The following is a 25,739-nucleotide window of genomic DNA, read 5'->3' as shown; positions in this document are numbered from 1 at the left end:
CGGGTCGATATGGATCCCCTCTCGCTGCTGTGCCGGCTTTGGGTCACCGGACCGCCACCCCGGGCGGGTGCGGGTCGAGAGAGGACCCAGCAGCTGCAGCAGAAGATGTTGCTGCTGCAGCAGGAGACGATCCAGGCCATCTCCACGCCGCTCTTGCCCATCGCGGAGGGGGGTGCTCGTGGCGCCGCTGGTCGGGGATCTGACGCGCGAGCGGGGCGCGCAGTCCACCGCGACGCTGCTGGAGGGGATCTCCCGCCAGCGAGCCCGGATCACGATCCTCGACGTGACCGGGGTGCCGCAGGCAGGCCGGAGGTGACGGACGCGCTGATCCGGGCGGCGCGGAGCGCGCGATGGCTCGGGGCCGAGGTGGTGATCACCGGGATCCGGCCGAGCGTGGCGCAGGCGCTCGCGGAGCTGGGCGCCGATCCGGGAGGGATCGCGACGCGGGCGACGCTGGAGCGCGGGGTGACCTATGCGCGCTCGATGCGCCAGGGGGCGCGGGTAGCAGCGCAAGACCCGGACGGGCGGGCGCGCACTGGCGCGCGGTAGGCGGAGCTCGCCCTCGAGGCGCGCTCGGCGACATCAAAAAAGATCGCTCGGCGTGTCGATCGCGCGCCCCCTCGTTCGTCGTGACGGTAGAGCCAGGGCCCAGCCGGTCGGGACCGGCCGGGCGCCCGCACGACGAGAGAAGGAGACACGACCATGCGCTTCATCATCACCGCAGCACCGGGCACCAGCGAGACCGCAGCGCCGGGGGGCAACGACGCGAACGCCGACGCGGAGGGGGCACCGGGCGAGGAGCTCTTCGCCGCCTACATGAAGTACAACGAGGAGATGATGAAGGCCGGCGTGCTGATCGCGTCCGAGGGCCTCAACCCCGGTGGGGCCCGCGCGCGCGTCGGGATCTCCGGGGGCAAGCGCGTCGTGCTCGATGGGCCCTTCGTCGAGACGAAGGAGCTGGTCGGCGGCTTCTACCTGATCGAGGTGAGCTCGAAGGAAGAGGCGATCGCGTGGGCGCTGCGGTGCCCCGTCGGGTTCGGCAGCGCCGAGGTGCTCACGATCCAGCAGATGACGGATGCCTCCGACATCCCGCCGCGGTTCAGGGAGATCATCGCGGACGTCGCGCCGACGTGGAGCGCGCTGTTCTCGAGGTCGCGGTAGGCCGGGCCGACCGGCGTCACGCGCCCTGCGGCCAGGAGGCCCGGCGCTGGCGCCGGGGGCCCGCGGCGCCGTGGAGCCCGCTCCCGCGGCGGGCAGGAGAGGGCGCGCCCCGGCAAGGCTCACCGGCCCGCGTCGAACTGGACGTCCACGCTCTCTCCCTGGGACGACTCCCCCGGCCCTGACGCGGCGGCCTGGGCTTCCAGGTGGCTCGAGGCGATCGCGTCCCGCGCGAAGAACTGCAGCACCGGCTGCACCTCGTTGATCTGGTCGAGCGTGGACCTGGCGCGCACCGCCTGCGCGGCGACCTCCCGGTCCATCGACGCCTTCACGCCGGCGATCTTGGACTCCAGCACCTTGATCTGCTGGTTTCCTTCGGCGAGCACCCGCTGCGTGTGCTCCTCGCCGGTGCGCGTGAACGCCCGCAGCGCCTCGACCTGCTTCGACGCCGCGGCCACGATCTCCTGAGTCGAGACGTCGAAGGCCTTGAATGCCGCCTCAACGATGTCCCGCTTCACCGGGACGGGGGTTTCGCTCGGCAGCGTCCTCAGGAGCTCCTGCGCCTTCAGGATCTTGCTCCGCTGCTCGGGGGTCACGCCGGCAGCCAGCAGGATGGCCGCGAAATCGACCTCAGAAGGCGGCGCGACGACGTCGTCCTCCGGTGCCAGCGGCGGCGAGGGCAGCGACGACACGTCGGACCGCCGGCTGAACGGCGACTTGAAGAAATCGGAAAAGCTCAAATTCACCTGCTTTCTGAGTGCAGCGCCATCCTACATGGTTCCGGCCGGCTGCACAGTTATTCCCGGGAGCCGGCCCTGGCGTCGTGTGCAAGCGGGCGTGGGGCCGGGAGCGTGGACAGGAGGTTCCCGGGGGGGGGGGCGCGATCTTGACCGCGCATGACGTGGCTGGAGTGCGCGGCTCAGATCAGCGCGTCCTCCGGGACCTCCGCCTGGTGCAGGATCCCATCCGTGAACACCTGACCGTCGATCTCGTAATACAGGCGATACTGGACCTTGCGCGCGTCCGGTCGCGGCGACACCGATCCTGGCGTCGCCGTGGGTCCCTGGTAGATCTTGCCGGCAAAGCCAACCTGCTGGATCGGCCCCCAGCCGGTATATGCCAGCGTGAGCGTCTCGGCGTGGATGAGCGCGTCATGGCCGTCGAACACATGGAAGTCGATCCATGCGTTGGCGCCCCACGCCGTGTGGCTGACCCACGCGACGAGGTCGAGGTGCACCTGGATGTCCTTCCCGATGCTCGGCCCGTCCGCGGGCCGCGGGAACGCGTTCACCTTCGCGATCGTCGCGGATCGCACGTTCGTGACGTCGGGCCGCGGCTGCGCCCCTGCGCGGTAGACGACCGGCTGCGCCGGGAGCCGCGGCGACGGGCCGCCCACCTCGAACCAGTAGTTGTCGCCGAAGCGGCTATCCCAGGCGTCGCACCGGTCGCTGGTCTGGTGGTAGCCGTGGAACCACACCTCCACGTGCGTGGCGTCGTCTGGCACGGAGACCTCGAGCGGCGCGGGCGTGTGCGCGACGACCGCCCCGGGCGGGTCCCCCGGAGCCCGCTGCTCCTCGACGACGCTCCCCTGCACGATCTCGCCCCGCGGGTGGAAGCGGACAGTCGCGGTGATGTCGCCGATCTCGGCGCCGCGCCACGTCGTGAAGCAGCGCGACAGGCGGGCCATGGCATAGTCGATCCTGAGCTCCCCTCCGCGCTCGATCTGGCCCTGCTGCGCGTGCACCCAATCGGGGAAGAACTGCAGAACAGCGGTCGTCGCCATCGGACCCTCCTCGGTGAGCGGCTGTCGAGGACCGCGCGAGCTCGCGCTCCACGACGTCGCGGCCACGGTCGCACGCTTCGCGCTCGCGTTCAAGCCCGCCCTGGCCACCACGCCGGCGCGCCCCGCTGCGCTCGAGATCAGGCCACATGGCGCCGTCGCAGGCGCGCGGGACACACGCATGTGTCGCGGTCGAGCCAGCCGGTCTCCAGGGACTTCGATCGTGCTGGCCTGCTGCCCTTGTCGATTCCATGCTCGGATTCCAGACGAACGGCGCGCCGGGGGGCTAGCCGGGGGGGAACAGCATGGATCGAAGCGGGCGAATCCGATCGCTCGACGGCCTTCGTGCCGTCTCGGTGACGATGGTGATCGTCGCGCATCTCACGAGGCACACGGCCTTACCCGTGCACTTCAACCTCGGCAATCTGGGCGTGCGCGTCTTCTTCGTCCTGTCCGGCTTCCTCATCACCGCGCTGCTCTCGCGAGAGCAAGCCGCGACCGGCCGCATCTCCCTCTCCGCGTTCTACCTGCGACGCGCGCTGCGCATCTTCCCGCCGTTCTATGCCCTCGTGCTCGCCGTCACGGCCGCGCGCGCCACTGGCCTCGTCTCGCTGTCCTGGTCCGACGTCGCCCACGCGGCCACGTACACCATGAACTACAACACGGCCGATCGCGCCTGGGTGCTCGGCCACACGTGGTCTCTCGCGGTGGAGGAGCAGTTCTATCTGCTCTGGCCCGCGGCCATCGTCCTCGCCGGCTTCCGCCGTGGCCTCGCCATCGCCGCGCTCGCCATGCTCGCCGCGCCGCTCGCGCGCGTGGCGACCTACCTGGCGTTCCCCGCGGCGCGCGCCGGCATCGGCGAGACCTTCCCCACCGTGGTCGACGCGCTCGCCGCCGGCTGCGCGCTCGCCCTCGCGCGCGACGCCCTCTGGCGCTGGCCGCGTTATAGACGCTTCCTCGGCTCACCCGCCTTCGTCGTCGTGCCCCTCGTCGCCGTGGCGGCCCACGCCGGCGGCAAGCACCCGCTCTTCGCCCTCCTGGTCGGCGAGAGCCTCGTGAACGCCGCCATCGCGCTCTCCGTCGACCGCGTCGTGCGCTTCCCCGACGGCCCGATCGGCCGCTTCCTCGACCGTCGTCCCGTCGTCCTCGTCGGCGTCGCCAGCTACTCGATCTACCTCTGGCAACAGCCCTTCCTCGACGTCCGCTCGAACGCCTGGTGGACCGCCTTCCCGCAGAACCTGATCCTGGTCGCCGTCTGCGCCGCCGCCTCCTATCACCTCGTCGAGCGCCCCTTCCTCCGCCTCCGCTTCTCCCTCGAGACAGGCCGCGCTCCGCGCAAGGCCCGCCCCGCGCGCCAGGCCGCGTGACCAGGCGGGGCGCCCGTATGCCCTGCTGTGGCAAACGGCCCTCCGTGAGCGCTACTTCCGGGGCAAGATCTCCTCCAGCGCGTTCTCCAGGCGCCGCTCGATCTCGGGATCGTCGAGCGCGGGCGTGATCTCGTCGGGCACGACGCGCGCCCGCATGATGACCCGCGCGTAGATGAAGGCGCTGCGCGCGTTCGGAGGGTTCCTGTCGCCGAGGCAGGAGCGGAGCAGCTGGTACGCTCTGCCCTTCATGACGCCTCCGGCGCCCGCATGCGCTCCGCCGTGGTGATGATCCGGCGCACCGCGGCGGAGGCCGTCTCGTGCGCGGCGAAGGCGTCCCGCACCACGTGCGCCGCCCTGGCGGCGGCGCCCCCGTCGATCGTGCCTTGCAGCACGCCCTCGGCGAGGCGGACGAGCGGGCCTATCTCGACCATGTCCCGCGTGAGCGAGCGCGTCGCCAGGGCGAGCTCGGACGCCGCGCCTGCCGGGGAGGCGCGCGAGAGGGCCATGGCGTCCTCGGCCAGCTCCGCCGCGATCGCGAACATGTCGCGGTAGCAGTCGACCGCCTCGCGCAGATCGACCGAGCTCAGCGCGGCCAGGGGCGCGTCCGCCAGCGTCGCCGCCGCGCGCTGCGCCCCGGCGATCGCCGGGCCGATGACCCCCAGCGCGTGCTCCAGCGTGCGCGCTGTCTGCTCCAGCCGGGCGAGGCGCCCGTTCGCGGCGCTGCTCGGCGGCGGCGCGTCGCTCCCCAGGGCCTCGATCCGCGCGCCCACCTCGGCGGCGAGCCGCTCGAGCCCCTCGACCACGTGCGGCCCGAAGCGGCGCGGCACGGCGTCGAGCACGCAGAGCGTGCCGACCACGTGCCCGCGCGCCCGCAGGGGCACCCCGGCGTAGGCGCGGATGCCGTAGCGCTCGACGAGCTCCCTGGGCACCCGCTCGTCGCGCGCGGCGTCCTCGATGACGAGCGGCGCCTCGTCGCGGACCACGAGCTGGCAGAAGGAGTTGCTCCGCGATGTGGCGCAGCTCACGCACAGCTCCGGCGGCAGGCCGTGGTGCGCGCGGAACAGCTGGATGTGCCGGACGACCAGGCTCACCAGCGCCATGGGTGTCTCGGCGAGCTCGGCCGCCCGCGCGACGGCGGCGTCGAGGAGGGCGTCCGCCCCGTCGTGCAGCAGGACGTGGTGCAGCTCGGCGAGGCGCGCGGGATCGTTCAGATCGGCCATGGTGGGTGCTCGTGAGGGGGCGCGGCGAGGAGGGCGGGGCCCGCTGCTGGCGTCGCCAGCCGCAGAAGATTACCGCATGCGCGCGGCGCGGGCCGCTCCCGCCCGCATTTCACCTGTCGCGCGCGCGGGAGCGAGGGTTGCGCGCCGGCGCGAGCGAGCCGCCGGGGTGACCGAGCCCGATGTGTCCCCGATGCGCCGCGAAACCGAAGCTGCGGTGTTCGCACCTAACCGGTCGAGTGACCATGCGACGATCTCGACCGCTGCCCTCGGCCTCCCTGGCTCTCTGCATTTTCGCGACAATCCTCGGGTCCGGTCAGGCGCGGGAGGCCCCTCCGCCGAGCTGCGCGGGGGGCGCGCCGGGCGCGGGCGACACCTGCGGTCTCGGCCATGGCGACGACTGCTGCGCCAGCTTGCTCGTCCCCGGCGGGACGTTCAATCGCCTCAACGACCCGCGCTATCCGGCGACCGTGAGCAGCTTCTACCTCGACAGGTATCTGGTCACCGTCGGGCGGTTCCGCCGTTATCTGGAGGAGACCGGCGGTCCGACGCAGGCGAGCCCGCCGCGGGCCGGCGCGGGGGCGCACCCGAGGATCCCGGGCAGCGGGTGGGACCCCGCGTGGAACTCGATGCTCGCGGCGAGCACGGACGCCATCCACCAGGCGCTCCGCTGCGACCCGTACGTGTGGCCGACGTGGACCGACGCGCCGGCCGCGAACGAGGACAAGCCGATCGTGTGCGCGACATGGCTCGAGCTGTTCGCCTTCTGCGCGTGGGACGGCGGGCGCCTGCCGACCCAGGCCGAGATGAACTACGCGGCTGCCGGCGGCGACGAGCAGCGGCGGTATCCGTGGGGCTCGTCGCACATCACGCCCGAGGACGCGGCCTTCTGCTGTCAGGGCGACGGCTCGAGCTCTCTGCCGTGCGAGGACTCGTTCCCTCCCTGGAGCCTCCTGCGCTGCACCACCGATGACCTCGCGCCCGTCGGGTCGTTCCCCCGGGGAGCCGGGCGCTGGGGCCAGCTCGACCTGGCCGGGGAGGCCTACAAGGTCACGCGCGACGCCGCCGACGACGACCGCCTGCTCGTGCCGTGCGTCGACTGCTCTCGCCTGGACAACGGATCCGTCATGCGCGTCGCGCACGGCGGGAGCTTCGTCGCCGCCGGGATCCGGCAGACCACCACCTACCGCGCGCCCTACGAGACCAACGGCCGTCACTACTATGTCTCGGCGATGTGCGCGCGCGACGTGCCAGCGCCGTGACCGCGCTCGAGCTCGCGCGCCAGCTGTCGCGCGAGCCGGCGCTCGACGGGCGCGCGCCAGGACCTCCACCTTCGCGGCGCCATGATGAGGGACGCGCGCGGCCGCCCGGGGCCCGCGCCCTCGAGCGCCTTGGCCCCGGGCCGCCAGCGCGCCGTCACGGCCGGTCGCGCGCGGCGCCCAGCGCGCGGGCTTCCCGCCGCATCTCGTGCAGGAGGGCGGCGGCGACGGTGCCGGGGTGGGTGCGCTCCGGCGCGGCGCCGAACGCGGCGATGACGTCCGCGAGCGGGCCGGGCTCCTCGTCCGCGGGGGGCGACCTGAGCGACCCGCCGACGCGCGCTCCCGCCAGGAAGAAGCCCGCGGCGTAGAAGGCGAGGGCGATGGCGCGCGCGACGTGCGCCCGCGCGCGCTCCTCGTCGCTCGCGCTCCGGCCGAGGTACGCGTGGAGCAGGGCGTCGCGCTGCTCGGGGCGCGGGAGCGCGAAGACGCCGAGCTGCGCGAGATCGACGAACGGATCGCCCGCGCCCGCGGTGGTCCAGTCGACGAAGACCACGCGGTCGGCGGCCACGAGCACGTTGTTCGGGTTGACATCGCGGTGGCACGGCGCCGCGTGCGCGTGGGGCGCGCTCACCCGCTCGAGCTCCTCGGCGGTGCGGACGAGATCCGCGGGGAGGCCCGCGCCCGCGAGCGCGGCGCACTGCGCGTCGAGGGAGCGCAGGAAGTCCATGCGCGACGGGCCGCGCGGGAACGGCGGGCCGTCGTGGAGCCGCCGCAGCGCGGTCGCGACCTTGTCGAGCAGCGTCGGGTCCCCGCTCGGGCGGAGCGGCGCGCCCGCGAAGCGGTCCATGATCGTCACGCCCGTGCGGGCGTCGGCGTGGCGCAGGCGCGGGGCGACGCCGCGCTCGGAAGCGATGCGCAGGCACGCGATCTCGCGCGCGGCGCGCTCCGGGTCGCCCGGCTCGAGCGCGTCGACGCGCTTCGCGACGTACGGGGCGCCGTCGACGACGAACGCGATCAGCGTGGCCCCGGAGAACCCGCCGGACAGCGACGTCACGTCGCGGACCGGGCGCCCGGGGAACGCGGCCGCGAGCGCGGCGGAGAGGTCCGGGTGCAGCTCCGGGCCGCTCGCGACCTGCCCCCGCATCGCGGCGAGCCGCCTTCCGTAAAGACGGCTCCGCGCGGCGGGGTCGGCGGGCCGCGCCCAGTCCCATCCGATCGCCTGCCAGTCCGGGTCGTCGGGGTCGAGCCCGAGCGCCGCGACGAACGCGCGGCCGGCGACGAAGAAGTGATGCCTGTACGCGAGCAGGTAGCGGCGCGGCGCCTCCGGCAGCGCCGCCACGTGGGCGCGCGCCTCGTCGTGGGTAGCGAACCAGTGGTGCAGCACGCTGTCGTCCCCGCCGTGGAGCAACGTCCCGAGCTCGGGCGCATCGGGCGCTCCCTCGAGGGCGAGGCGCGCGCGCTCCCAGCTCGAGAAGCCGCACTCGCGCGCGACCACCGCGAGGCATTGCTCCGGGCGGATACCGGGAGCGGCCGCGGCGAGGGCCGCCTCGTCGGCGCGCCGCAGCTCGGGCAGCGCGCGCAGGCGCGCCAGCGCCGCCGCGTCGTTCGACGCGAGGCGCGTCTGCAAGAGCTCGGCGCGGATCTTCAGCTCGCGAACGGGATCCATCATGAACGTCTCCTCTCGAATCGGCCGCTACCCGCTCCCTCGGCCCGAGGATGTCGACGTGGTCATGACGGTGCGAGGTGACTCGCGATCGTCGCGTGCAGGGTGAAGGCTTCTTTCCGGCGGGGAGGGCGCCCCTGCGCACCCTCGAAGGACGTTAGCGCTTCGCGTCCGGGCGCGCCAGACCCAGGGCGCACGGCCCGCGGCCGGGTGCAGCGGCCGACGAGGTCATCGCCGGCGGGGCCGAGCGCGTCGGCGGATCTCGTCGACCCGTCAGATGAGCGTGTACCCCCGGGGAGTGTCCTCCTTCCGGATCGAGCGGCCAGGTACGTTCGTTGTCCTCGACCTTGATGTGCTCGCCGCGCGGGTCGTCGTGGATTCCCCTGGTGGTCCGGATGGAAGAGTCGATCCGGCTCCTGGAGGCAGGCGCCCGGTCGCGATCAATGATGCGTCTGTATCAGCTTCTGCAGGGTGCCGTCGGCGTTGTAGTAAATCCGGTCGACGCACGTGGACCGCCGGAAGCTGCCGCCCGTCGGCAGCGCACCGTTGTGGTACGTCATGTAGCTCGCACCGCCGAAGTCGAAGACCGAGTGGTGGACTGTATCGCTGTTCGGCACGCGATCGATGACCACTCCCCGGTACTGCCATGGTCCCTTCGGCGAGGTGCTGGTCGCGTAGGAGATCGTCTCCGGAAATCCCGAGGCGTAGGTCAGGTAGTACAGGTCGCCGTGCTTCGAGAGGTAGGGCGCCTCGGTGTAGTCGGTGAGGCCCGTGACGACGTTCAGCTCGACGCCTCGGGAGCTCCGGTCTCGCATCACCCCGCTGCTGTCCGTCGTGTAGGTCTCACCCTTCAGGTGGATCATGTCGTCCTCGAGCTCGACCCAGTACAGGATCTTGTTGCCCCAGTACATGTAGGCCTGGCCGTCGTCGTCGATGAAGACCGTGGGGTCGAGGTTGCGCCACGAGTGCGTCGCGCCCGTGCCCGCCGTGTCGGCGAGGAAGATGAGCGGGATCCCGCGCGTGTCCTTGAACGGGCCCTCGGGCCTGTCGGCCACCGCGACGCCGATGGATATCCCGTAATCGGACTGGCCACCTTGCAGGGGCACGTAGAAATAGAACCTGGGGTTCCCGTTCCTGTCGGTGCGCTCGACCACCTGGCCCGCGTTGGCGTTGCCCGTCGAGGTGTCGCCCCTGGCCCAGCTGAAGTCGCTGTAGCGCATCACCGCGCCCTTGTTCTCCCAGCGGACCATGTCTTCCGATACCCACAGTCGGAAGTCGAACATGCGGTAGCCCTCCACGCCCTGGGCCTGTTCGTCGTGCCCTGTGTAGAGGTAGACCTTGTTGTCCCAGGCCATGGCGGCGCCGTCGGCGGTGAAGATGTAGTCGCCGGGACCGCTCGTGGGGTCCGGCGCATCGTACTTGATGATCGGGTTGTCGAACGAGACGGGGGCCGCCGCGCTGCCGCCGCTGCCTCCCTCGCCGCCGGTCGCCTCGCCACCGCCGGCTGATCCGGATGCGCCGCCGGAGCCTGGCGCGCCGCCGCCCTGGCTCGCGCCGCCCGTCGCGGCCGCGTCCCCCGTCGTGCTGGCGCTGGCGCCGCCGCCGCCCTGCTGGCCGCCCGCGCTCGTGCTGCTGCTCGTGCTGCTGGAAGAGGCGGCCGTCCCCGCGGAGCCGCCGCCGTCCCCGCACGCCGCAAGAACCAGGAGGCCCATCAGGCCACAGAGACATGAATTCGACTTCACCCTGAATGCTCCTTCGCGGGGGCAACTCTGGACGAGCTCCCGCAGGCTGTGGAGTGATCGCGGTCGCCTGGGAGCGAGCCGGTGCCCCGCGTCCAGACCCCCTCGCCAGAGCGCCACCGCGTCGTCGTACAATCCAATGAGGCTGCCTGTGCGAGCGGCGACAGCGGAGAAGCGAAGACTCATCGTGCTGCAGCGTTGAACATCGCGCTGTCGATGGCTGCGCTGCCGCCAGCGGCCTGGGCGCCGCTGGCGCGTCGACACACGGCACAGCCGGACGATGATGCCAAAATGTGAACGCTCACAATACCGATGTCAACCCCAATCGGCCCGGCTGCCGCCGGGCTCGTGCCGGGATGGCTGACGAGCTTCCCGGAACGGCGCGTCGAGCGAGGCGGGCGCTGGACCGCGGTCCTGGTCGATGTGGATTCAATCCTGCCGCCCGGGCTCCGTGGCTCGGGCGCTCGTCACCGGCGGTGCTCGCGGCTCCTGGGGTGGTCAGCTTCCCAGCTCCGGCTTCGAGACGACGCTCCACGGCCCGGCGTCGACGCTCCTCAGGCTCGACGCTCCTCGGGCTCGACGCTCCTCGGGCTCGACGCTCCTCGGGCTCGAGGAGGCGGCGCACGACGCCGGGTACGGCGTCGGGCATCCGATCCGGGCCAGCGGACGGTGTGGAACATTACCAGTCCGCGACTGGCCCGAAGTCGACCGCCGCGACCGGGATCGAGGATGGCCGCAGGCGGGTCAATTTGGGTTGACACAGATCGTGTGAACGTTCACAATAGCTGACGGGGTGTCCTGATGCTTTGCCCTGGATGGGCAGTCCTGCGCACCGTGCCCTTCGTCCTGGGCTCGGGATCGAACTCTGCACCGACCCTGTTTTTTCGGCCGTCGCGGCACGAGGGACGGTGAGGTCGCGGGGGCATTGCTCGTTCCGTACTCCGCGTTTGCTGTCCTGACGTAAACTTGGCTTCCGAGCCGAACGCCGGGGCCTCAACGATTTGCATTTGACTCGGCAGATCGTGTGATCGAATATCACGATGTCCGGAAGTGAGCAGGCGCCCGTCGGCGCCGAGCGCTCGCTCCGGCAGGGCCTCGTCCGGCGACGAGGCGGCGCTTCGTCGCGCGTGTCATGGCGTTACCATCGTTGCTCGTCTCTTCGATCGGTCGTGTGGCGGATTCGAGATGGCATCCTGTCGAAGGTTGATCGCCTTCCGCATCGGGCGTCGTGTGTCTCGCCCCGTGTCGTGGGCGGAGCTCGCGCGGAGGGGGCGAACGGGCGCTCGCGCTGCGGGATGAGAACTGGGAGGCTTGTTCATGCATCGACATCGGGTCTGGGATTGGAGATCTGGACGAGCGAGCCGGACCTGGGTCAAGCACGGCCCAGCGAGCGTCGCCGTGGCGTTGCTGCTCATGCTCGGGTGCTCGGGAACGCAGGATCCTCCCGCCGGAGAGGCCGTGACGCCTGCCCCCACGCCGGCGTCGACCCCGAGCACGCCAGCGCCCGTGACCCCGAGCGCGCCAGCGCCCGCGCCAGCAGCGGCGCCCGAGAACCCCCGCGCCATCACCAAGGCTGGTTTTGGCAAGCTCGGGTCTCAAGATGTGGACATCTACACTCTCTCGAACGCGAACGGGCTCGTGCTCAAGGTGACGACGTATGGCGCGATCATCACCGAGCTGCACGTGCCCGACAAGGCCGGAAAGCTCGCCGACGTCGTCGTCGGCTTCGAGGACCTAAACGGTTACCTGACCGACAATCAGTTCTTCGGCGCGACGGTCGGTCGCGTCGCCAACCGCATCCGCAACGCGAAGTTCAAGCTCGAGGGCAAGGAGTACGCCCTGGCCGCGAACAACAAGCCGCACCACCTGCACGGCGGCGCCAAGGGCTGGGACAAAGTGGTGTGGAGCGCCGACACCGCCGAGACTCCCGACGGCCCGAGCATCCGACTCACGTACGTGTCGAAGGACGGGGAAGAGGGGTACCCCGGCACCGTGACCGCGAAGGTCGCGTATACGCTCACGAACCGGAACGAGCTCCGCGTCGAGATGGAGGCGGTCACGGACAAGACGACGCTCGTCAACATGGCCCACCATTCGTACTGGAACCTCGGCGGGCACGGATCCGGCACGATCCTCGATCACGAGCTCACGCTCCACGCGGACAGCTACACGCCGGGTGATCCGGCCGTCCCGACCGGCGCCGTGAAGCCCGTCAAGGGCACGCCGTTCGACTTCACGACACCCAAGGCCATCGGCAGGGACCTGAAAGCCGTCGGCGGAGATCCGGTCGGCTACGATCACAACCTCGTCGTCAAGGGAGACCCGGCCGCCCTGCGGCCCGTGGCGCGCCTCAAGGATCCGAAGTCCGGCCGCGTGATGACCCTGGAGGCGGATCAACCCGGCCTGCAGTTCTATACCGGGAATTACATGAACGGTTCGAAGCGAGGCAAAGGCGCGACGTACGTGCAGCACGCGGCGCTGTGCCTGGAGAGCCAGAAGTTCCCGAACGCGATCAACGTGCCTGCCTGGCGTGAGCAGCCGATCCTCAAGCCGGGACAGCCCTACAAACACACAATGATCCACCGCTTCACGGCGGAGTGAGCGAGTCCGCCATGCCTCCCTTCGGCGTCCGTGGTGTCAATGCGCTTTCGAAAGTGAATCAGCAAGGAGACCTGTCGTGAAAGAGACGAAGTCCTGGATCAAGGGTTGGGCGGCCGCAGCGCCCTTCCTGCTGGCGGTGCTCGCGATGGCGGGGTGCAGCAACAAGAGCGAGGGGACGGGCGCCGCGCCCGCGGCGGGGGGTGAATCGAAGCCGAAGATCGTGAAGCTCGCCTTCATCACCAACAACGCGAGCGAGTTCTGGAAGATCGCTCAGGCAGGCGTCCGGAAGTACGAGCAGGAGAGCAAGGTTCAGGTCGACGTGAAGATGCCGCCGAACGGCACCACGGAGGAGCAGAACCAGATCGTCGAGAACCTCTCGAGCCAGGGATACGACGCCATCGCCGTGAGCGCCATCGCGCCGAACGATCAGGTCCCGGTGCTCAACAAGGCGGCCGAGAAGAGCAAGCTCATCACGTTCGACTCGGACGCCCCGAAGTCGAACCGGCTGCTCTACATCGGCACCAACAACCACGAGGCCGGCAAGGCGCTCGGCGCCCATATCGTGAAGCTCCTCCCGAGCGGCGGCAAGATGGCCGTCTTCGTCGGCACGCTCTCCGCGGACAACGCGAAGCAGCGCCTGCAGGGCATCCAGGACGCGATCGCCGGCAAGAACATCGAGATCGTCGACAAGCGTGAGGACAACACGGACCGCGCGAAGGCGCGCTCGAACGTGGAGGACATCATCAACGCGCACCCGGACCTGAAGCTCGTCGCGGGCCTGTGGTCCTACAACGGCCCCGCCATCGCGGCGGCCATCGAGGCGCTCGGGAAGAAGGGCAAGGTCCTCGCGGCCGTGTTCGACGAGGAAGAGGAGACGCTCACGGCCATCGAGAACGGCACGATCTCGGCCACTGTCGTCCAGAAGCCGTTTCAGTTCGGTTACCTGGCGAGCAAGTGGGCGCATGAGCTCGCGACAAAGCCCGACGCGGCGACGGCGCAGATCCCGGCCAACAAGAGCATCGACACCGGCATCGATGTCATCGAGAAGACCAACGTGGCGGAGTTCAAGAAGAAGCTCGCCGAGATGAAGAGGTGACCGTGACCGCGGCCGAGCCGGATCTGCTCGCGATGAGCGCGATCACCAAGCGGTTTCCCGGCGTGGTCGCGCTCCAGGGCGTCTCTCTCTCGCTGAGGCCGGGCGAGGTGCTCGCGCTCATGGGCGAGAACGGCGCCGGCAAGAGCACGCTCATGAAGATCCTCGGGGGCGCCCAGCAGCCCGACGAGGGCGAGATCCGCATCCAGGGGAAGGTGGTCACCCTCGAGAGCGTGCGCGTCGCCAAGCGCCTCGGCATCGCGCTCATCCACCAGGAGCTGATGCTGGCGCCGAACCTGGACATCGCGGCCAACATCTTCCTCGGGAACGAGGGCGGCGGGACCGGGCCGCTCCTCCGCCCGCTGCCGAGGGGCACCATGTACGCCCGCGCCAACGAGCTGCTTCAGCGCGTGGGCTTGACGCTCCCGGCCTCGACCCCGGTGTCCGCGTTGACCGCCGGGCAGATGCAGATGGTCGAGATCGCCAAGGCGCTCGCCCTGGACGCGCGCATCATCATCATGGATGAGCCGACTTCGTCGCTCACGAGCGCTGAGTCCGAGCAGCTCTTCCAGATCATCCACAAGCTCCGGGCGGACGGCATCGGCATCGTCTACATCTCGCACCGCATGGAAGAGGTCATGGCGCTGGCGGACCGGGTGACGGTGCTGCGCGACGGCCGCTACGTCGGGGACCTCGCGCGCGCGGAGGCGACGCACGAGAAGATCGTCGCCATGATGGTGGGGCGCGAGCTCAGCGCGCACTACTTCCCGGAGAAGAGGCCGCGGAGGTCGACCGAGCCCGTGCTGGTGGTCGAGGGCCTCGTCGTGCCCGGCGCGCCAGCGCCGATCTCCTTTTCGGCCGAACGCGGGGAGATCCTCGGCTTCGCCGGCCTCGTCGGCTCGGGCCGCACGGAGCTCATGCAGACGATCTTCGGGGTCACCCCGGCGCTCAGCGGACGCATGACGCTCGAAGGCAGGGAGTTTGCTCCTCGAGTGCCGAGGGACGCCATCGACCGCGGGGTCTACCTGGCGCCGGAGGACCGCAAGCGGCACGGGCTCGTGCTGCCGCTCAGCATCGCCGAGAACACCTCTCTGCCCGACATCGGCAACTACAACCGCTGGGGCCTCCTGGACAGGACGAAGGAGCGCCGCGTCGCCGAATCGGAGGTGAAGCGCTTGCGGACGAAGACGCCTGGCATCGGTCAGCTCGTCGTGAACCTCTCCGGCGGAAACCAGCAGAAGGTGGTGCTCGGAAAATGGCTGGCCATGAGCCCGCGCGTGCTCATCCTGGACGAGCCGACACGCGGCATCGACGTCGGCACGAAGGCCGAGATCTACCGCCACATGGCCGCCCTCGCGGATGAAGGCATCACCATCATGATGGTCAGCTCGGACATGGAAGAAATCATGGGGATGAGCGATCGCGTCGCCGTCATGCACGAGCGACGCATCAAGGGTGTGTTGCCGCGGGAACGGCTCAGCCAGGAGCGGATCGCGACCTTGATGACGGGACACACCGACAGGGAGGCTCTCTCATGAGGCGCGAGCTTGGCATGACCATCGCGCTCATCGTGATGTGTCTGGGTCTCTACCTCTCGAACCCGGATTTCCTCGGGCAGTCGAACTCGATCAACACGGTGCGGCAGATCTCGATGCTCGGGATCTTCGCGATCGGCATCGGCTTCGTCATCATCACGGGCGGCATCGATCTGTCGATCGGGTCCGTGATCGGCCTGACGGGCGTCCTTGTCGCGAAGCTCTCGTCGGGCCAGGTCGGCGGCCTGGGCTTCTCGCTGTGGATCGGCATTCCGGTGGCGCTCGGCGTGGCGATGCTGATCGGCCTCGGCCAGGGCTTGTTGATCACGCGGCTCAAGCTGCAGCCGTTCATCGTCACGCTCGGCGGCATGTTGCTCTTGCGCGGCGTCTCGCAGACGATCGCCGAGGGGGGCACCCTGAGCCTCGGGGGCTCGCCGCTGCTCGGCCTCGCGAACGGCGGGCTGCTCAAGGTCGGGAGCGACGCGCTCGTCCCGTATCCGTTTCTGATCTTCGTCGCCGTGATCGGCGTGGCGACCTACGCGCTGCACTTCACGGTGTTCGGCCGCTACGTTTACGCGATCGGCGGCAACCGCGACGCGGCGGAGTACTCCGGCATCAACGTGAAGCGGGTGGAGACGTCCACCTACGTGATCTCGGCGGGCCTCGGCGGCGTGGCTGGCGTCTGTTACGCGTCGTACATCGGGCAGATGTCGCAGCAGGTCGGCGTCGCGTACGAGATGTATGCGATCGCCGCGGCCGTGCTCGGCGGCTGCTCGCTTCGCGGCGGTGAAGGCACGGTGCTCGGCATCCTCATCGGTTCTGCGGTGATGCGGGTCCTCGACAACGGCATCAACATGTTCCAGCTGCCGTACGAGGACGCTGACGGCATTCAACGCATCTGGCGCCTGGACCCGAACTGGACGTTCGTCATCATCGGCTCAGTGATCCTCGTCGCCGTGATCCTCGACCAGATCGTGCACATGGTGCAGGCGAGACGGCGCATCCGGCGCGCCTCCGCAGGAGCCGCTCAGGCGGCGCCGAGCCTCCGGGCGGCCGCGGCCGTCGGCGCAGCGGAGCCGCCGGCCGCACGAGCGCCCGATCGCGAGAGCGTCTGAGCGTCGCGGCCATGGGCGACGGTATGGCTGGATCCTGTCGCGCGCGAAGGCGGCGCAGGAAGCCGGGGGCGTGATCGAAGGGATCCTGTTCCATCAAGGCGAGTCGAACTGCGGCGACGCCGCGTGGCCCGGCAAGGTGAAGACGCTCGTCTCGGACCTGCGCGCGGACCTCGGCGTTGGTGACGTGCCGTTCCTCGCAGGAGAGCTCCTCTATTCTGGGTCGTGCGCGAGGCACAACCCGCTCGTGAACCAGCTCCCAGGGCTGCTCACCAACGCCCACGTCGTTTCGGCTGAAGGGCTCGCGATCGATCCTGCTGACACATGGAATCTCCACTTTGGTCACGACGCACAGGTCACGCTGGGCACCCGCTACGCCGAGAAGATGATCGGCGCCCTCGGCCTCTGAGCGCTTCTGTCCTGGGCCCGTCGCCGCGGCGTCCGGTCGGCGCCGGTCGCGTCGTCCGGGGCCTCATCGTCCCCCCTCGTCACCGCGAGCTCGTTGCACTACCCTGCGGTCCCGCCACCCAGGAAGGAGGGACATTGCCCGCCACTCCGAAGACGATCGACGAGTACATCGCCGCCTGCCCCGGAGACGTGCGTCCTTTGCTCAGTGGCGTTCGCGACGCCATTCGGCGGGTGTTGCCCGACGCCGAAGAGCGCATTCGTTACGGCATGCCCGCGATCATGTTCGACGGGCGAAACGCCATTCACTTCGCCGCCTGGAAAAAGCACATCGGCCTCTACCCGATCTACCGCAGCGACGACCCCGTCCAGGCCGAGCTCGAGCCTTACCGCGACGGCAAAGACGGCGTGAAGTTCCCGCTCGGCAGGCCCGTGCCGTATGACCTGGTCGAGCGCACGGTGCGCATGCTGGCGGCGCACCACGGCGCGGGCCGCTGACCGCGGGGGCGGCATCGCGTCTCCCTGCCGCGGCCGGTCTCACGCATCCGGTGACCCCGCGCGCGGGGTGGTGAGCCGCGCGCGTCTCGAGCCTACGCCTGGCCGGCTTCGACCTCGCGCAGCTGGCCAGTGCGGACGTCGTAGATGAACCCGCGGACGGGGATGTCCTTTCGCACGAGCGGCGAGCTCCGGTAGACAGCGATGTCGTCGCGGACCGACTGGTCCAGGTCCGAGAATGGCAGGAAGGCCACGTGATCGGCGTCGGCGGAGCGGGTCTGCCTCAGCTTCTGGCGGATGCCGTCATCGGTGAACGTGAGCATCCCGCAGTCGGTGTGGTGGACGATGACCACCGCCTCGGTGCCGAGGAGGGTCTGGCTGATGGCGAGGCTCCGCAGCGCCTCCACGACGCGCCCGCCCGCGTTGCGGATGACGTGGGCGTCACCCTCCTCGAGCCCGAGCGCGCGCGCGGGGTCGAGGCGCGCATCCATGCACGCGACGATGGCGACCTTGCGGCCAGGCGGCAGGGCCAGAGACCCCTTGGTGAACCGGGCGGCGTAGGCCTCGTTGGCGCGGAGCAGCTCGTCGATGACGCTCATGGAGCCATTGTCGATGACCCGGGGGGGATGCTGTCAAGCAAATCATCCGTTATAACGGATGGTGGCGGTCAGGCGGCGGAGAGGGCCGGAACGGCGTACCGCAGGCGAGCTCCACGAGCCTCCCTGGGGGGCTCCGCCCGTGCATCGCGATCGGGGCGAGGATCGAACGTACCGGCGGACACGGCAGCGTCGGTATCGGCCAGCAGGAGACCTTCTCCCCTTGGTGCGCGGACCTTGAGCGCGCTCGGCGCAGAGGGCATGGTGCCGCTCGAGCCCAGACATGCCGTCCCACGAGCGCACGCTCAGGCTCCTGAAATCGATAGCGCGCATCGAGCCGGCGAGGCCGTCGCTGAAGAGCGGGCTGCGTGCGGCCGTGGCGGCCCTCGTGCCGGTGCTCGTCGGGCAGGTCGCCCCGGTGCCCGCGACCTCCTGGGCCACGCTGGGCGGCTTCCTCGCGACCGTCGCCGACAAGGGCGGCTCGTACCGCGCGCGCGCCGCGACCATGGGCGCGCTCACCGTCGCCGGCGCCCTCGCGGCCATCGCCATGGCCCTCGCGGGGGGATGGCCGTGGATCGCGACGATCGCCTTGTTCCTCGGCATCTCGGCGGCAGGCTTCGCGCGGGTCTACGGGGCCGAGGCTGGCAGCGTCGGGGGGCTCGTCGCGATCATCATGGCCGCGTCGGTCGCCGCGCCTGCCGGCGGCGCCGAGGCGCTCGCGCGCGGCGCGGGCGTGCTCGCCGGCGGCCTCTGGGCCATGGCGCTCGCCCTCCTGCTCTGGCCCATCCGGCCGTACCGCCCGGTGCGCGTCGCCGTGGCCGCGTGCTACCGCGCGCTCGCCGATCAGGCGGCCGCGCTGGAGGAGGCGTCGCGGCGGGGCGAGGAGGCGGGCTACCACGCGCTCGTGCAGCGACACGCGTCCATCCGCGCCGCGATCGAGGCGGCGCGCGCGGCGCTCGGGGGCGTGCGGCGCGGGCGGCAGGGTGAGAGCGGGCGCGGCGAGCGCCTGCTCGTCCTGCTCCAGGAGGCCGACCAGCTCTTCGGGACGCTCGTCGCGCTCGCCGACACGCTGGAGGCCGCCGGCGACCCGGGGCCGTCGGACAGGCGCTCCGAGGCGCGCGTCGAGGCCGAGCGCGCGCTCGCGGTGTTCGCGAGGACGGCGCACGAGGTCGCGCGCGTCGTGGAGACGGAGGGCGGCGGCCCCCGCCTTCAGCCGATCGCGTGGGACGAGCAAGCCCTCCGCGCGGTGATCGCGCGGGACGCGCGCGAAGGCGGCAGGGCGGCCGTCATGACTCGCTCGCGGCTCCTCCACGCCGCGGCGCTCCTCGCGCAGCTCCGCGAGCACCTGCGCATCGCGTCCGAGACGGCGCCGGCCCTCGACGACGACAGCCCCGCGGAGGCCACCCCGGGCGAGCCCGCGGCGGCCGCCCCACCCGGGCCGAAGCTGCGCGACCGCGTCCTCGGGCCGCTCCGCGCGAACCTCACCGCGCGCTCGCTCTCGCTCCGGCACGCGCTCCGCGTGGGCCTCGCGGCGGCGGTCGGCATGGCGGTGAGCCAGGGCTTCGAGCTCCGGCGCGGCTACTGGATCACGATCACCGCTGTCTCCATCCTCCAGCCGTACACCGGCGCGACGGTGCTGAAGGGGCTGCAGCGCATCGCCGGCACGGTGCTCGGCTGCCTCCTCGCCGCGGGGATCGCCGCGGTCGTGCACGACCCGCTCGGCCTGCTCGCGCTCATCTTCGTGCTCGCGACCGCCGGGGTCGCGCTCTTGCCGGTCAACTACGGCGCCTTCTCCGCCCTGTTGACGCCCACCTTCGTGCTCCTCGCCGAGCTCGGCTCCGGCGACCATCACCTGACGCACCTGCGCGTCGTCAACACGCTGATCGGCGGCGCGCTAGCGCTCGCGGCGATCGCTCTGCTGTGGCCCAGCCCGGAGCGCGACCGCTTCCCCGAGCAGATGGCGCAGGCCCTGCGCGCGGCGCGCGAGGTCCTCGCGCAGGCGGCCGCCTCGTACGGGAGCGAGCAGGAAGGGGCCGAGGCGCAGCTCGCCGCCGCGCGCCGCGACGCCGGGCTCGCGACGAGCAACGCCGAGGCGTCGTTCCAGCGGCTCGTCTCGGAGTCGCGCGGCGCGGCGGAGGCGCTCGAGCCGCTCATGGCAGAGCTCACGTACACGCGCCGCTTCGTCGCCTCGGTGGTCGCGCTCGCGTCCTCGCCCGGGCCGTCGGCGTCACCGTCGCGCCGCGAAGAGCTCGCGCGCTTCGAGCGCCGCGTCGGCCGCGCGCTCGAGGACCTCGCCGCCGCGGTGGCCGAGCAGCGCCCGCCCGAGCCGCTGCCCGACGTGCTCGCGCCGGAGTCCGCCGACGAGGGTGCCGGGGTCGAGCCTGCTCCGACGACGCTGGGGACGTTGTTCGAGGCCCAGCTCGTGCGCATCGCGCGGCAGGTCACGGTCCTGCACGCGGCGGTCTCGCGGGCTGCGCTGGCCGCGCGGGAGCGGTCAGGCCCGTGAGATCAAGGCCTCAGGGCGCCCCGGCTCATCGGCGGCGCGGGGACCCTGCTGGACTCGTGTGATCCCCATGCATGCAGCGGGTTCTGGACCGCTCATTCTGGAACGACCGGTCCAGAATGAGGCGCAGGCGCGAGGACAGCTGGGCTGGTGCTGGACCGCTCATTCTGGAACGACCGGTCCAGAATGAGGCGCAGGCGCGAGGACAGCTGGGCTGGTTCTGGGCCGCTCATTCTGGAACGACCGGTCCAGAATGATCCGCAGGCGCGAGGACAGCTGGGCTGGTTCTGGACCGCTCATTCTGGAACGACCAGTCCAGAATGATCCGCAGGCGCGAGGACAACTGGGCTGGTTCTGGACCGCTCATTCTGGAACGACCAGTCCAGAATGATCCGCAGGCGCGAGGACAGCTGGGATCGAGCACGGGGCCAGACCGGGCCCTCACCGCGCGCTCAGCACCTCACGAGCCGCAAGGTCCGCAGGGGGCGAGCACGCGCGTCACCGCGCCTCTCCTGCCTCGTCTCCCGGCGCCAGCTCGCCCGGCGCCAGCTCGCCCGGCGCCAGCTCGCCCGGCGCCTCGCCGCCCGGCGCCAGCTCGCCCGGCGCCTGGCCGTTCCTCCTCCGCTCCCGGCAGCGGCCCATCGCCTTCTCGATCATCGGCAGCGGCAGCGCGAGGTCCATCGAGAAGCGGCCCTCGCGCGGGCTCACCCGCGCCAGATCCAGCAGCTCGGCCAGCTGCTCCTCGCCGTCCGCCTGCGCCTTCAGCCGGCCCAGCGAGATCGCGGTCCCGAGCGTCTTGCCGAGGTCGTCCACGTCGGCCGCCACGGGCCCCGTCACATCGGCCACGATCGCGACGTCCTCCGACGCGTCGACGTGCAGCTCCACCTGGCCCACAGCGCCCCGCAGGCGCTCGGCGATCTCCGGCTCGCTCCCCTCGAGGACGTCCGCGATGTCCTCGGCCGAGAGCACCCCGTACGCATCCCCGTAGCTCGCCCACTCCGGGATCACCGGCGGCGCCGGCGCGACCCTGTCCTCGAGCCTGTCGATCGCGGCCTCGACGGCCTGCGCGTCCTGGCCGACGAACAGGAGGCCGTCGCCCCACAGCCCGAACACGGGCGAGCGACCCTCCTCCTCGAAGAGCGTCCCTCGGGCGCCGTAAGCGCGGCGGTTCCCCCGCAAGGAGTCCAGGCTCGCCGACGGGAACTGGCCCGAGACCACCACGAGAGGCCCCGACGCCGCCGCGATCCGGTCGATGTCCTCGAGCGCGTCGATCCCGAACTCCTCCTTGAGCTCGTCGAAGCTGTCCATATCGCTCTTCGCGAGCATGCAGTCGAGCCAGAGCTTGCCGGCCGGCGACTCCTTGATGGCGCTCGCCTCGACGACGACCGCCGACGTGGCCCTGCCGGTGGGCAGCGCCGTGAGCAGCGGATCGCGCCTGGGCTGGCGCTGGACGCTCGGGTCGGTCTGCGGCGGGGGCGGCAGCGTGAGGCGGCGCACGCTGCGCTCGACCTCGGGGCGCTCCGGGTGGCGCGGGAACTCCACCCGCGCCTTCTTCGGGGACGTGGCCTTGCTGTCGCCGCGCGACATGAGCCACGCGGCGAGGCCGAGGAGGACGACGGCGGCGAGGAGCCAGGCTCGGTGGCGCATGGAGGTCAAAAGTCCTTCTGCTCGAAGCCCCAGATGCCGAAGGCGACGGCGGCCAGGCCGAAGACGGCGATCCCGGCGAGCTGGCTCGCGAGGTCGAGCGCCTCGACGGGCGCCGAGGCGGCGAGATCGGCGGAGGTGTTGGCCAGCGTGGAGACGCGCGGCAGGAGCGCGGTGACGGCGCGGAAGAGCGCGCGGGGGGCGCCGGGCTCGAAGAAGGTCGCGAGGCGGTCGCGGTAGCCGGCGACGATGCCCGTGACGAAGAGGGCGCCGCCCGTCGCGGCGGAGAGGGCGGCGCTCCGCGCGAACACCGCGGCCGCGAGCATGCTGCCGTAGAGGGCGGCGAAGGTGACGCTCGCGAGGAGCGCGGCGAGGACCGGGCGCAAGGTCCAGACGCCGGTCTTCACGGCGAGCAGGAGCGTGAGGCCGCCCGCGCCGTAGAGCGCGCCGGCCAGGGCGAGGCCGAGCACGCCGAGGAAGGTGCCGGCGAGCAGCTCCCAGCGCTGGACGGGGAGCGCGAGGAGGTGCTCGATGCGGCCGGGCGCGAGCAGGCTCGGGGCGAAGTCGGCGCAGGCGACGACGCCGAAGGCGAGGCCGCCGTAGAAGATGACGTACGCCGCCGCGCGGAAGATGGGGCGGAGGGCGACGTCGACGGACGTGATGTCGGTGCGGACGACCTGGCCGAAGAGGCGCGTGGCGGCGAGGGCGCCGTCGACGACGTCCATGCGCAGGGTGAGGCCGGCGACGCCGAGCAGGAGGGTGATGACGGCGCCGAGCGCGAGGAACCACCGGCGCGAGGCAGCCTCGCGGAGGAGGTCGAGCGCGATGGCGAGGACCGTCTTCACGGCGACGCTCCGGCGTCCGGCGTGTTCCGCGAGCCGAGGGCCTCGGCGAGGACTTCCTCGAGGTCGCGCATGTCCCGGGTGAGCTCGACGAGCAGCGCGCCCCGGGCGCGGGCGCGATCGAGCAGGGCGTTGAGGTCCTCGGGGCTCGCTGCCTCGCAGGTGAAGGCGCCCTCGGGCTCGCGGGCGACGAAGCCGAGGGGGACGAGCGCGGCCGGATCGCAGCCGGGCGCGAAGCGGACGCGGAAGCGCGTGGCGCTGCCGCAGAGCGCCTCCAGGGCGCCCTCGCGGACGAGGCGGCCGCCGGCGAGGATGCCGATGCGGTCGCAGACGCGCTCGGTCTCGGAGAGCAGGTGCGAGTTGAGGAAGAGGGTGGCGCCGCGGGCGCGCTCCTCGGTGAGGATGCGGCGGATCTCGGCGCGGCCGAGGGGGTCGATGCCGTCGGTGGGCTCGTCGAGGACGAGGAGGTCGGGCGCGCCGAGGAGGGCCGCGGCGAGGCCGAGGCGCTGCTTCATGCCCTTGGAGAAGCCGCCGATGCGGCGCCGGGCGCTGTCGCCGAGCCCGACGCGGGCGAGGTCGCGCAGGAGCGCGGCCTCGGTCGTCGCGAGGCGCTTGAGCCGGGCGACGCTGGCCAGGAACGCGACGGGCGTCCAGGCGTGCGGGAGGTGGAGCCGCTCGGGGAGGTAGCCGATGCGGGCGCGGACGGCGCGGTCCTCGGGGGCGCCGCCGAGGACGCGGACGACGCCGGACGTCGGCCGGACGACGCCGAGGAGGGTCTTGATGAACGTGGTCTTGCCGGCGCCGTTCGGGCCGAGGAGGCCGAACGCGGCGCCGCGGGGGACGGCGAGATCGAGGCCGGCAAGGGCCTGGTGGCCCTCCCGCCGGAAGAGACCCGCGTAGGTCTTGCGGAGCGCGGCGGCTTCGAGGGCGAGCACGGTGTGAGGATAACCAAGATGGGGGCCGGTTGCCGGGCGAGGTGTGTCGAAGCTCGCCGGCCCTCGGCTCGGGCGACCGTCGACGACCAGGAGCGCCACGCCGAGGCGTTCACCGCGCGCACAGGGCAGATCGAGCTCTCGGAGACGCACGCGAGGTTTCTCTGCGGGCTTTCCGCACAGGCGGTCATCACGGCTGGCTCAATCTCATGGTCGCGCGCACCGCCTGATGCGGACGAGCGACACTCATGCGGGCGTGATTGCGTTCCTGCGCGCACGCGACTCCGTTTCGATGCGTACGTGAACGCTTCTCGTGATGCCGCCAAGCAGGTCAGAGCGCTACAGACCAGCCGGGCCGCGGGGCCGAGGCAGCGGCTTCGACGCGTCGACGAACGATCGAGGAGGGAACGATGGGGGAACGTGAGGGAACGATCGCCGTGGAGGACCAGCGGGGAGCGGGGCGCATTGCGCCCTACTCGCAATCTTTTAACCAGCGTCAGTATTTTCTAGTGCAGGGCCCGAGTGCCCCGGACAGGCACGATCACCGGACGCTCCCGCCCTGGATCGTGTAGGATGTGAGCGTGGCTGATCTCGATGCGATCTCGGACCGGACCTCCGTGGCTGCGGGCGCAGACTTCGCATTCGTGATCACCCGGCGGGGACGGCTCGTCACCCGGGGCGCGCCGTGCGACATGCCCACGGAGGGCCGTGGCCGGATCGTCGAGGCTGCGCTGCGCCTCGGGAACCGGGGCCGGCTCGGGCATGTGGAGCTGCCGCGCGAGCACCTGGTCCCCTACGGGGGCGCGGCGCCCGTCGACGTGTACTTCGGCGTGGCCGGCGAGGCGATCCTCTGCGCGGTCATGCCCACCTGGGCCGACCGGCAGGGCGTGCTGCCCGCGCTCGAGCACGGCCTGCGCGCCATCGACGAGCGCACCCCGGCGGAGTCGCGGCCGGCCCGCAAGGGGCACCGGCGCGCCCCCTCGCGTCCGCGCATGGAGGCGGCGCCTTCCTCGACGCGCCGCCCGGAGGCGGCGCCTTCGTCGGCGCGCCGCCCGGTCGCCGAGCTCCGCGAGCCGCCGCCGTCCACCGGCGCGGTCGCGGCCTTCCGCGAGCCGCCGCTGCCGCCCTCCAGGCGCGCCGCGCCGCCGTCGCTGCCGGCCGTCAGGCGCAGCGCCGTCGCGGGCCTGGTCCTCCTCGCCAACGGCGGGCCGCCCCGCGCGCAGGCGCGCCCGGCGACGCTCCACGACGCGCCCCCGCTGGCGGCGGCCTCACCCCGGCCCTCCGCGCCGCTGCCGGCCCTCCGCGCCGGCCAGGCGACGCTCGGCCGCGAGCGCCTCGCCACCGTCGAGCGGGAGCCCGGCGGGCCGCGGCGCTCGCTGCCCGAGATCCGGGTGGGCCTGGCGCGGGTGGGCCACGAGACCCTGGCGGCGATCGAGGCCGAGCTGCAGCGGCCGGCGCGCCCCGGATCGATGCCCGACGCGCTGCGCCTCGAGCTGGTGAGCATCAGCCGCGAGAGCCTGCTGGAGATCGCGGCCGAGGAGGCGCTCCAGGCGACCGCGGGGCCGCGGCCGTCCATGCCGCTGGTGCGCCCCGAGCGCCTCACCCGCCCCTGGGTGGAGGCGCCTGAGGACGCGAGGCGGATGGCGGAGGCCGAGAAGCGCGCCCGTAAAACCGCGCCCCCGGAGCTGGACGTCGAGCTCATCGAGCCCGAGACCGAGGTCATCGACGCGGCGCCCGCGGGTCGACGCGCCCGCTCGGGCTGAGGCTCGAGCGGCGCCCGGGGCATCGGGTCGTCGCG

23 protein-coding genes are annotated in these 25,739 nt (G+C 71.8%); 13 read left to right on the top strand and 10 right to left on the bottom strand.

The window, feature by feature from the left end:
* Window positions 1-178 precede the first annotated feature (178 nt).
* From WME89_RS31740 to WME89_RS31730, 3 genes are all read left to right on the top strand, one after another.
* A complete protein-coding gene (locus WME89_RS31740; RefSeq protein WP_438003416.1) occupies window positions 179-316 on the top strand; it encodes a hypothetical protein in 138 nt (45 codons plus the stop codon).
* Complete coding sequence (locus WME89_RS31735) at window positions 313-549, top strand: hypothetical protein (protein WP_438003415.1); 237 nt, start codon at window positions 313-315, stop codon at window positions 547-549. Before WME89_RS31740 ends, WME89_RS31735 begins: the two co-directional genes overlap by 4 nt.
* Window positions 550-702: 153 nt before the next feature.
* Window positions 703-1,161, top strand: a complete 459-nt coding sequence (locus WME89_RS31730) for a YciI family protein (protein ID WP_438003414.1) — start codon at window positions 703-705, stop codon at window positions 1,159-1,161.
* Window positions 1,162-1,280: 119 nt separating this feature from the next.
* Here the strand turns inward: WME89_RS31730 and WME89_RS31725 are convergent, their stop codons facing one another.
* Both WME89_RS31725 and WME89_RS31720 read right to left on the bottom strand, forming a co-directional pair.
* The gene (locus tag WME89_RS31725; protein ID WP_438003413.1) at window positions 1,281-1,898 is read right to left on the bottom strand and encodes a hypothetical protein; all 618 of its coding nucleotides are present in this window, start codon (window positions 1,896-1,898) and stop codon (window positions 1,281-1,283) included.
* Between the two features lie 179 nt (window positions 1,899-2,077).
* The gene (locus tag WME89_RS31720; RefSeq protein WP_438003412.1) at window positions 2,078-2,941 is read right to left on the bottom strand and encodes a DUF6209 family protein; all 864 of its coding nucleotides are present in this window, start codon (window positions 2,939-2,941) and stop codon (window positions 2,078-2,080) included.
* 302 nt (window positions 2,942-3,243) lie between these two features.
* Between WME89_RS31720 and WME89_RS31715 the strand changes: the two genes are divergently transcribed.
* Entirely contained in the window at window positions 3,244-4,305 is a 1,062-nt protein-coding gene (locus tag WME89_RS31715) for an acyltransferase family protein (protein WP_438003411.1), read from the top strand.
* A gap of 51 nt (window positions 4,306-4,356) precedes the next feature.
* On the opposite strand, the gene WME89_RS31710 is transcribed toward WME89_RS31715, so the two are convergent.
* Both WME89_RS31710 and WME89_RS31705 read right to left on the bottom strand, forming a co-directional pair.
* Entirely contained in the window at window positions 4,357-4,554 is a 198-nt protein-coding gene (locus tag WME89_RS31710; protein WP_438003410.1) for a hypothetical protein, read from the bottom strand.
* Window positions 4,551-5,525 (bottom strand): GAF domain-containing protein, encoded by a 975-nt coding sequence (locus WME89_RS31705; RefSeq protein ID WP_438003409.1) that lies wholly within the window; start codon window positions 5,523-5,525, stop codon window positions 4,551-4,553. Before WME89_RS31705 ends, WME89_RS31710 begins: the two co-directional genes overlap by 4 nt.
* A 242-nt stretch (window positions 5,526-5,767) precedes the next feature.
* On the opposite strand from WME89_RS31705, the gene WME89_RS31700 reads away from it, so the two are divergent.
* Window positions 5,768-6,784 (top strand): formylglycine-generating enzyme family protein, encoded by a 1,017-nt coding sequence (locus tag WME89_RS31700; protein ID WP_438003408.1) that lies wholly within the window; start codon window positions 5,768-5,770, stop codon window positions 6,782-6,784.
* A 154-nt stretch (window positions 6,785-6,938) separates the two neighbouring features.
* On the opposite strand, the gene WME89_RS31695 is transcribed toward WME89_RS31700, so the two are convergent.
* Entirely contained in the window at window positions 6,939-8,450 is a 1,512-nt protein-coding gene (locus WME89_RS31695) for a phosphotransferase (RefSeq protein ID WP_438003407.1), read from the bottom strand.
* 434 nt (window positions 8,451-8,884) lie between these two features.
* Entirely contained in the window at window positions 8,885-10,186 is a 1,302-nt protein-coding gene (locus WME89_RS31690) for a glycoside hydrolase family 43 protein (RefSeq protein ID WP_438003406.1), read from the bottom strand.
* A gap of 1,395 nt (window positions 10,187-11,581) precedes the next feature.
* Here WME89_RS31690 and WME89_RS31685 point away from each other — a divergent pair.
* The 6 genes from WME89_RS31685 (at window position 11,582) to WME89_RS31660 (ending at window position 17,427) form a co-directional block, all read left to right on the top strand.
* On the top strand, window positions 11,582-12,784 hold the full coding sequence (locus WME89_RS31685) for an aldose epimerase family protein (protein ID WP_438003405.1): 1,203 nt from the start codon (window positions 11,582-11,584) through the stop codon (window positions 12,782-12,784).
* A gap of 76 nt (window positions 12,785-12,860) precedes the next feature.
* On the top strand, window positions 12,861-13,880 hold the full coding sequence (locus WME89_RS31680; protein ID WP_438003404.1) for a sugar-binding protein: 1,020 nt from the start codon (window positions 12,861-12,863) through the stop codon (window positions 13,878-13,880).
* A 32-nt stretch (window positions 13,881-13,912) separates the two neighbouring features.
* Complete coding sequence (locus tag WME89_RS31675) at window positions 13,913-15,415, top strand: sugar ABC transporter ATP-binding protein (RefSeq protein WP_438011999.1); 1,503 nt, start codon at window positions 13,913-13,915, stop codon at window positions 15,413-15,415.
* A complete protein-coding gene (locus WME89_RS31670) occupies window positions 15,412-16,527 on the top strand; it encodes an ABC transporter permease (protein WP_438003403.1) in 1,116 nt (371 codons plus the stop codon). Before WME89_RS31675 ends, WME89_RS31670 begins: the two co-directional genes overlap by 4 nt.
* A complete protein-coding gene (locus WME89_RS31665; protein WP_438011998.1) occupies window positions 16,511-16,933 on the top strand; it encodes a sialate O-acetylesterase in 423 nt (140 codons plus the stop codon). Before WME89_RS31670 ends, WME89_RS31665 begins: the two co-directional genes overlap by 17 nt.
* 134 nt (window positions 16,934-17,067) lie before the next feature.
* Window positions 17,068-17,427, top strand: a complete 360-nt coding sequence (locus WME89_RS31660) for an iron chaperone (protein WP_438003402.1) — start codon at window positions 17,068-17,070, stop codon at window positions 17,425-17,427.
* 92 nt (window positions 17,428-17,519) lie between these two features.
* Here WME89_RS31660 and WME89_RS31655 read toward each other — a convergent pair whose 3' ends face one another.
* Window positions 17,520-18,023, bottom strand: coding sequence for a beta-class carbonic anhydrase (locus WME89_RS31655; RefSeq protein WP_438003401.1), 504 nt, complete (start codon window positions 18,021-18,023; stop codon window positions 17,520-17,522).
* Window positions 18,024-18,303: 280 nt separating this feature from the next.
* Between WME89_RS31655 and WME89_RS31650 the strand changes: the two genes are divergently transcribed.
* Window positions 18,304-20,526, top strand: coding sequence for an FUSC family protein (locus WME89_RS31650; RefSeq protein WP_438003400.1), 2,223 nt, complete (start codon window positions 18,304-18,306; stop codon window positions 20,524-20,526).
* A gap of 495 nt (window positions 20,527-21,021) precedes the next feature.
* Here WME89_RS31650 and WME89_RS31645 read toward each other — a convergent pair whose 3' ends face one another.
* The 3 genes from WME89_RS31645 to WME89_RS31635 are packed head-to-tail and all read right to left on the bottom strand — an operon-like array spanning window position 21,022 to window position 23,944.
* Window positions 21,022-22,170, bottom strand: coding sequence for a hypothetical protein (locus tag WME89_RS31645; protein ID WP_438003399.1), 1,149 nt, complete (start codon window positions 22,168-22,170; stop codon window positions 21,022-21,024).
* Between the two features lie 5 nt (window positions 22,171-22,175).
* Window positions 22,176-23,012 (bottom strand): hypothetical protein, encoded by an 837-nt coding sequence (locus tag WME89_RS31640; RefSeq protein ID WP_438003398.1) that lies wholly within the window; start codon window positions 23,010-23,012, stop codon window positions 22,176-22,178.
* Window positions 23,009-23,944 (bottom strand): ABC transporter ATP-binding protein, encoded by a 936-nt coding sequence (locus WME89_RS31635; RefSeq protein ID WP_438011997.1) that lies wholly within the window; start codon window positions 23,942-23,944, stop codon window positions 23,009-23,011. Before WME89_RS31635 ends, WME89_RS31640 begins: the two co-directional genes overlap by 4 nt.
* Before the next feature lie 578 nt (window positions 23,945-24,522).
* Here WME89_RS31635 and WME89_RS31630 point away from each other — a divergent pair.
* Window positions 24,523-25,704: a hypothetical protein gene (locus tag WME89_RS31630; RefSeq protein WP_438003397.1), complete on the top strand. Its 1,182-nt coding sequence runs from the start codon at window positions 24,523-24,525 to the stop codon at window positions 25,702-25,704.
* Window positions 25,705-25,739: the final 35 nt, after the last annotated feature.

This window comes from Sorangium sp. So ce321, assembly GCF_051530195.1.
Taxonomy (GTDB): Bacteria; Myxococcota_A; Polyangia; order Polyangiales; family Polyangiaceae; genus Sorangium.
The sequence above is the reverse complement of the archived record's forward strand: the minus strand, read 5'-3'. Positions and strand labels throughout refer to the sequence as shown.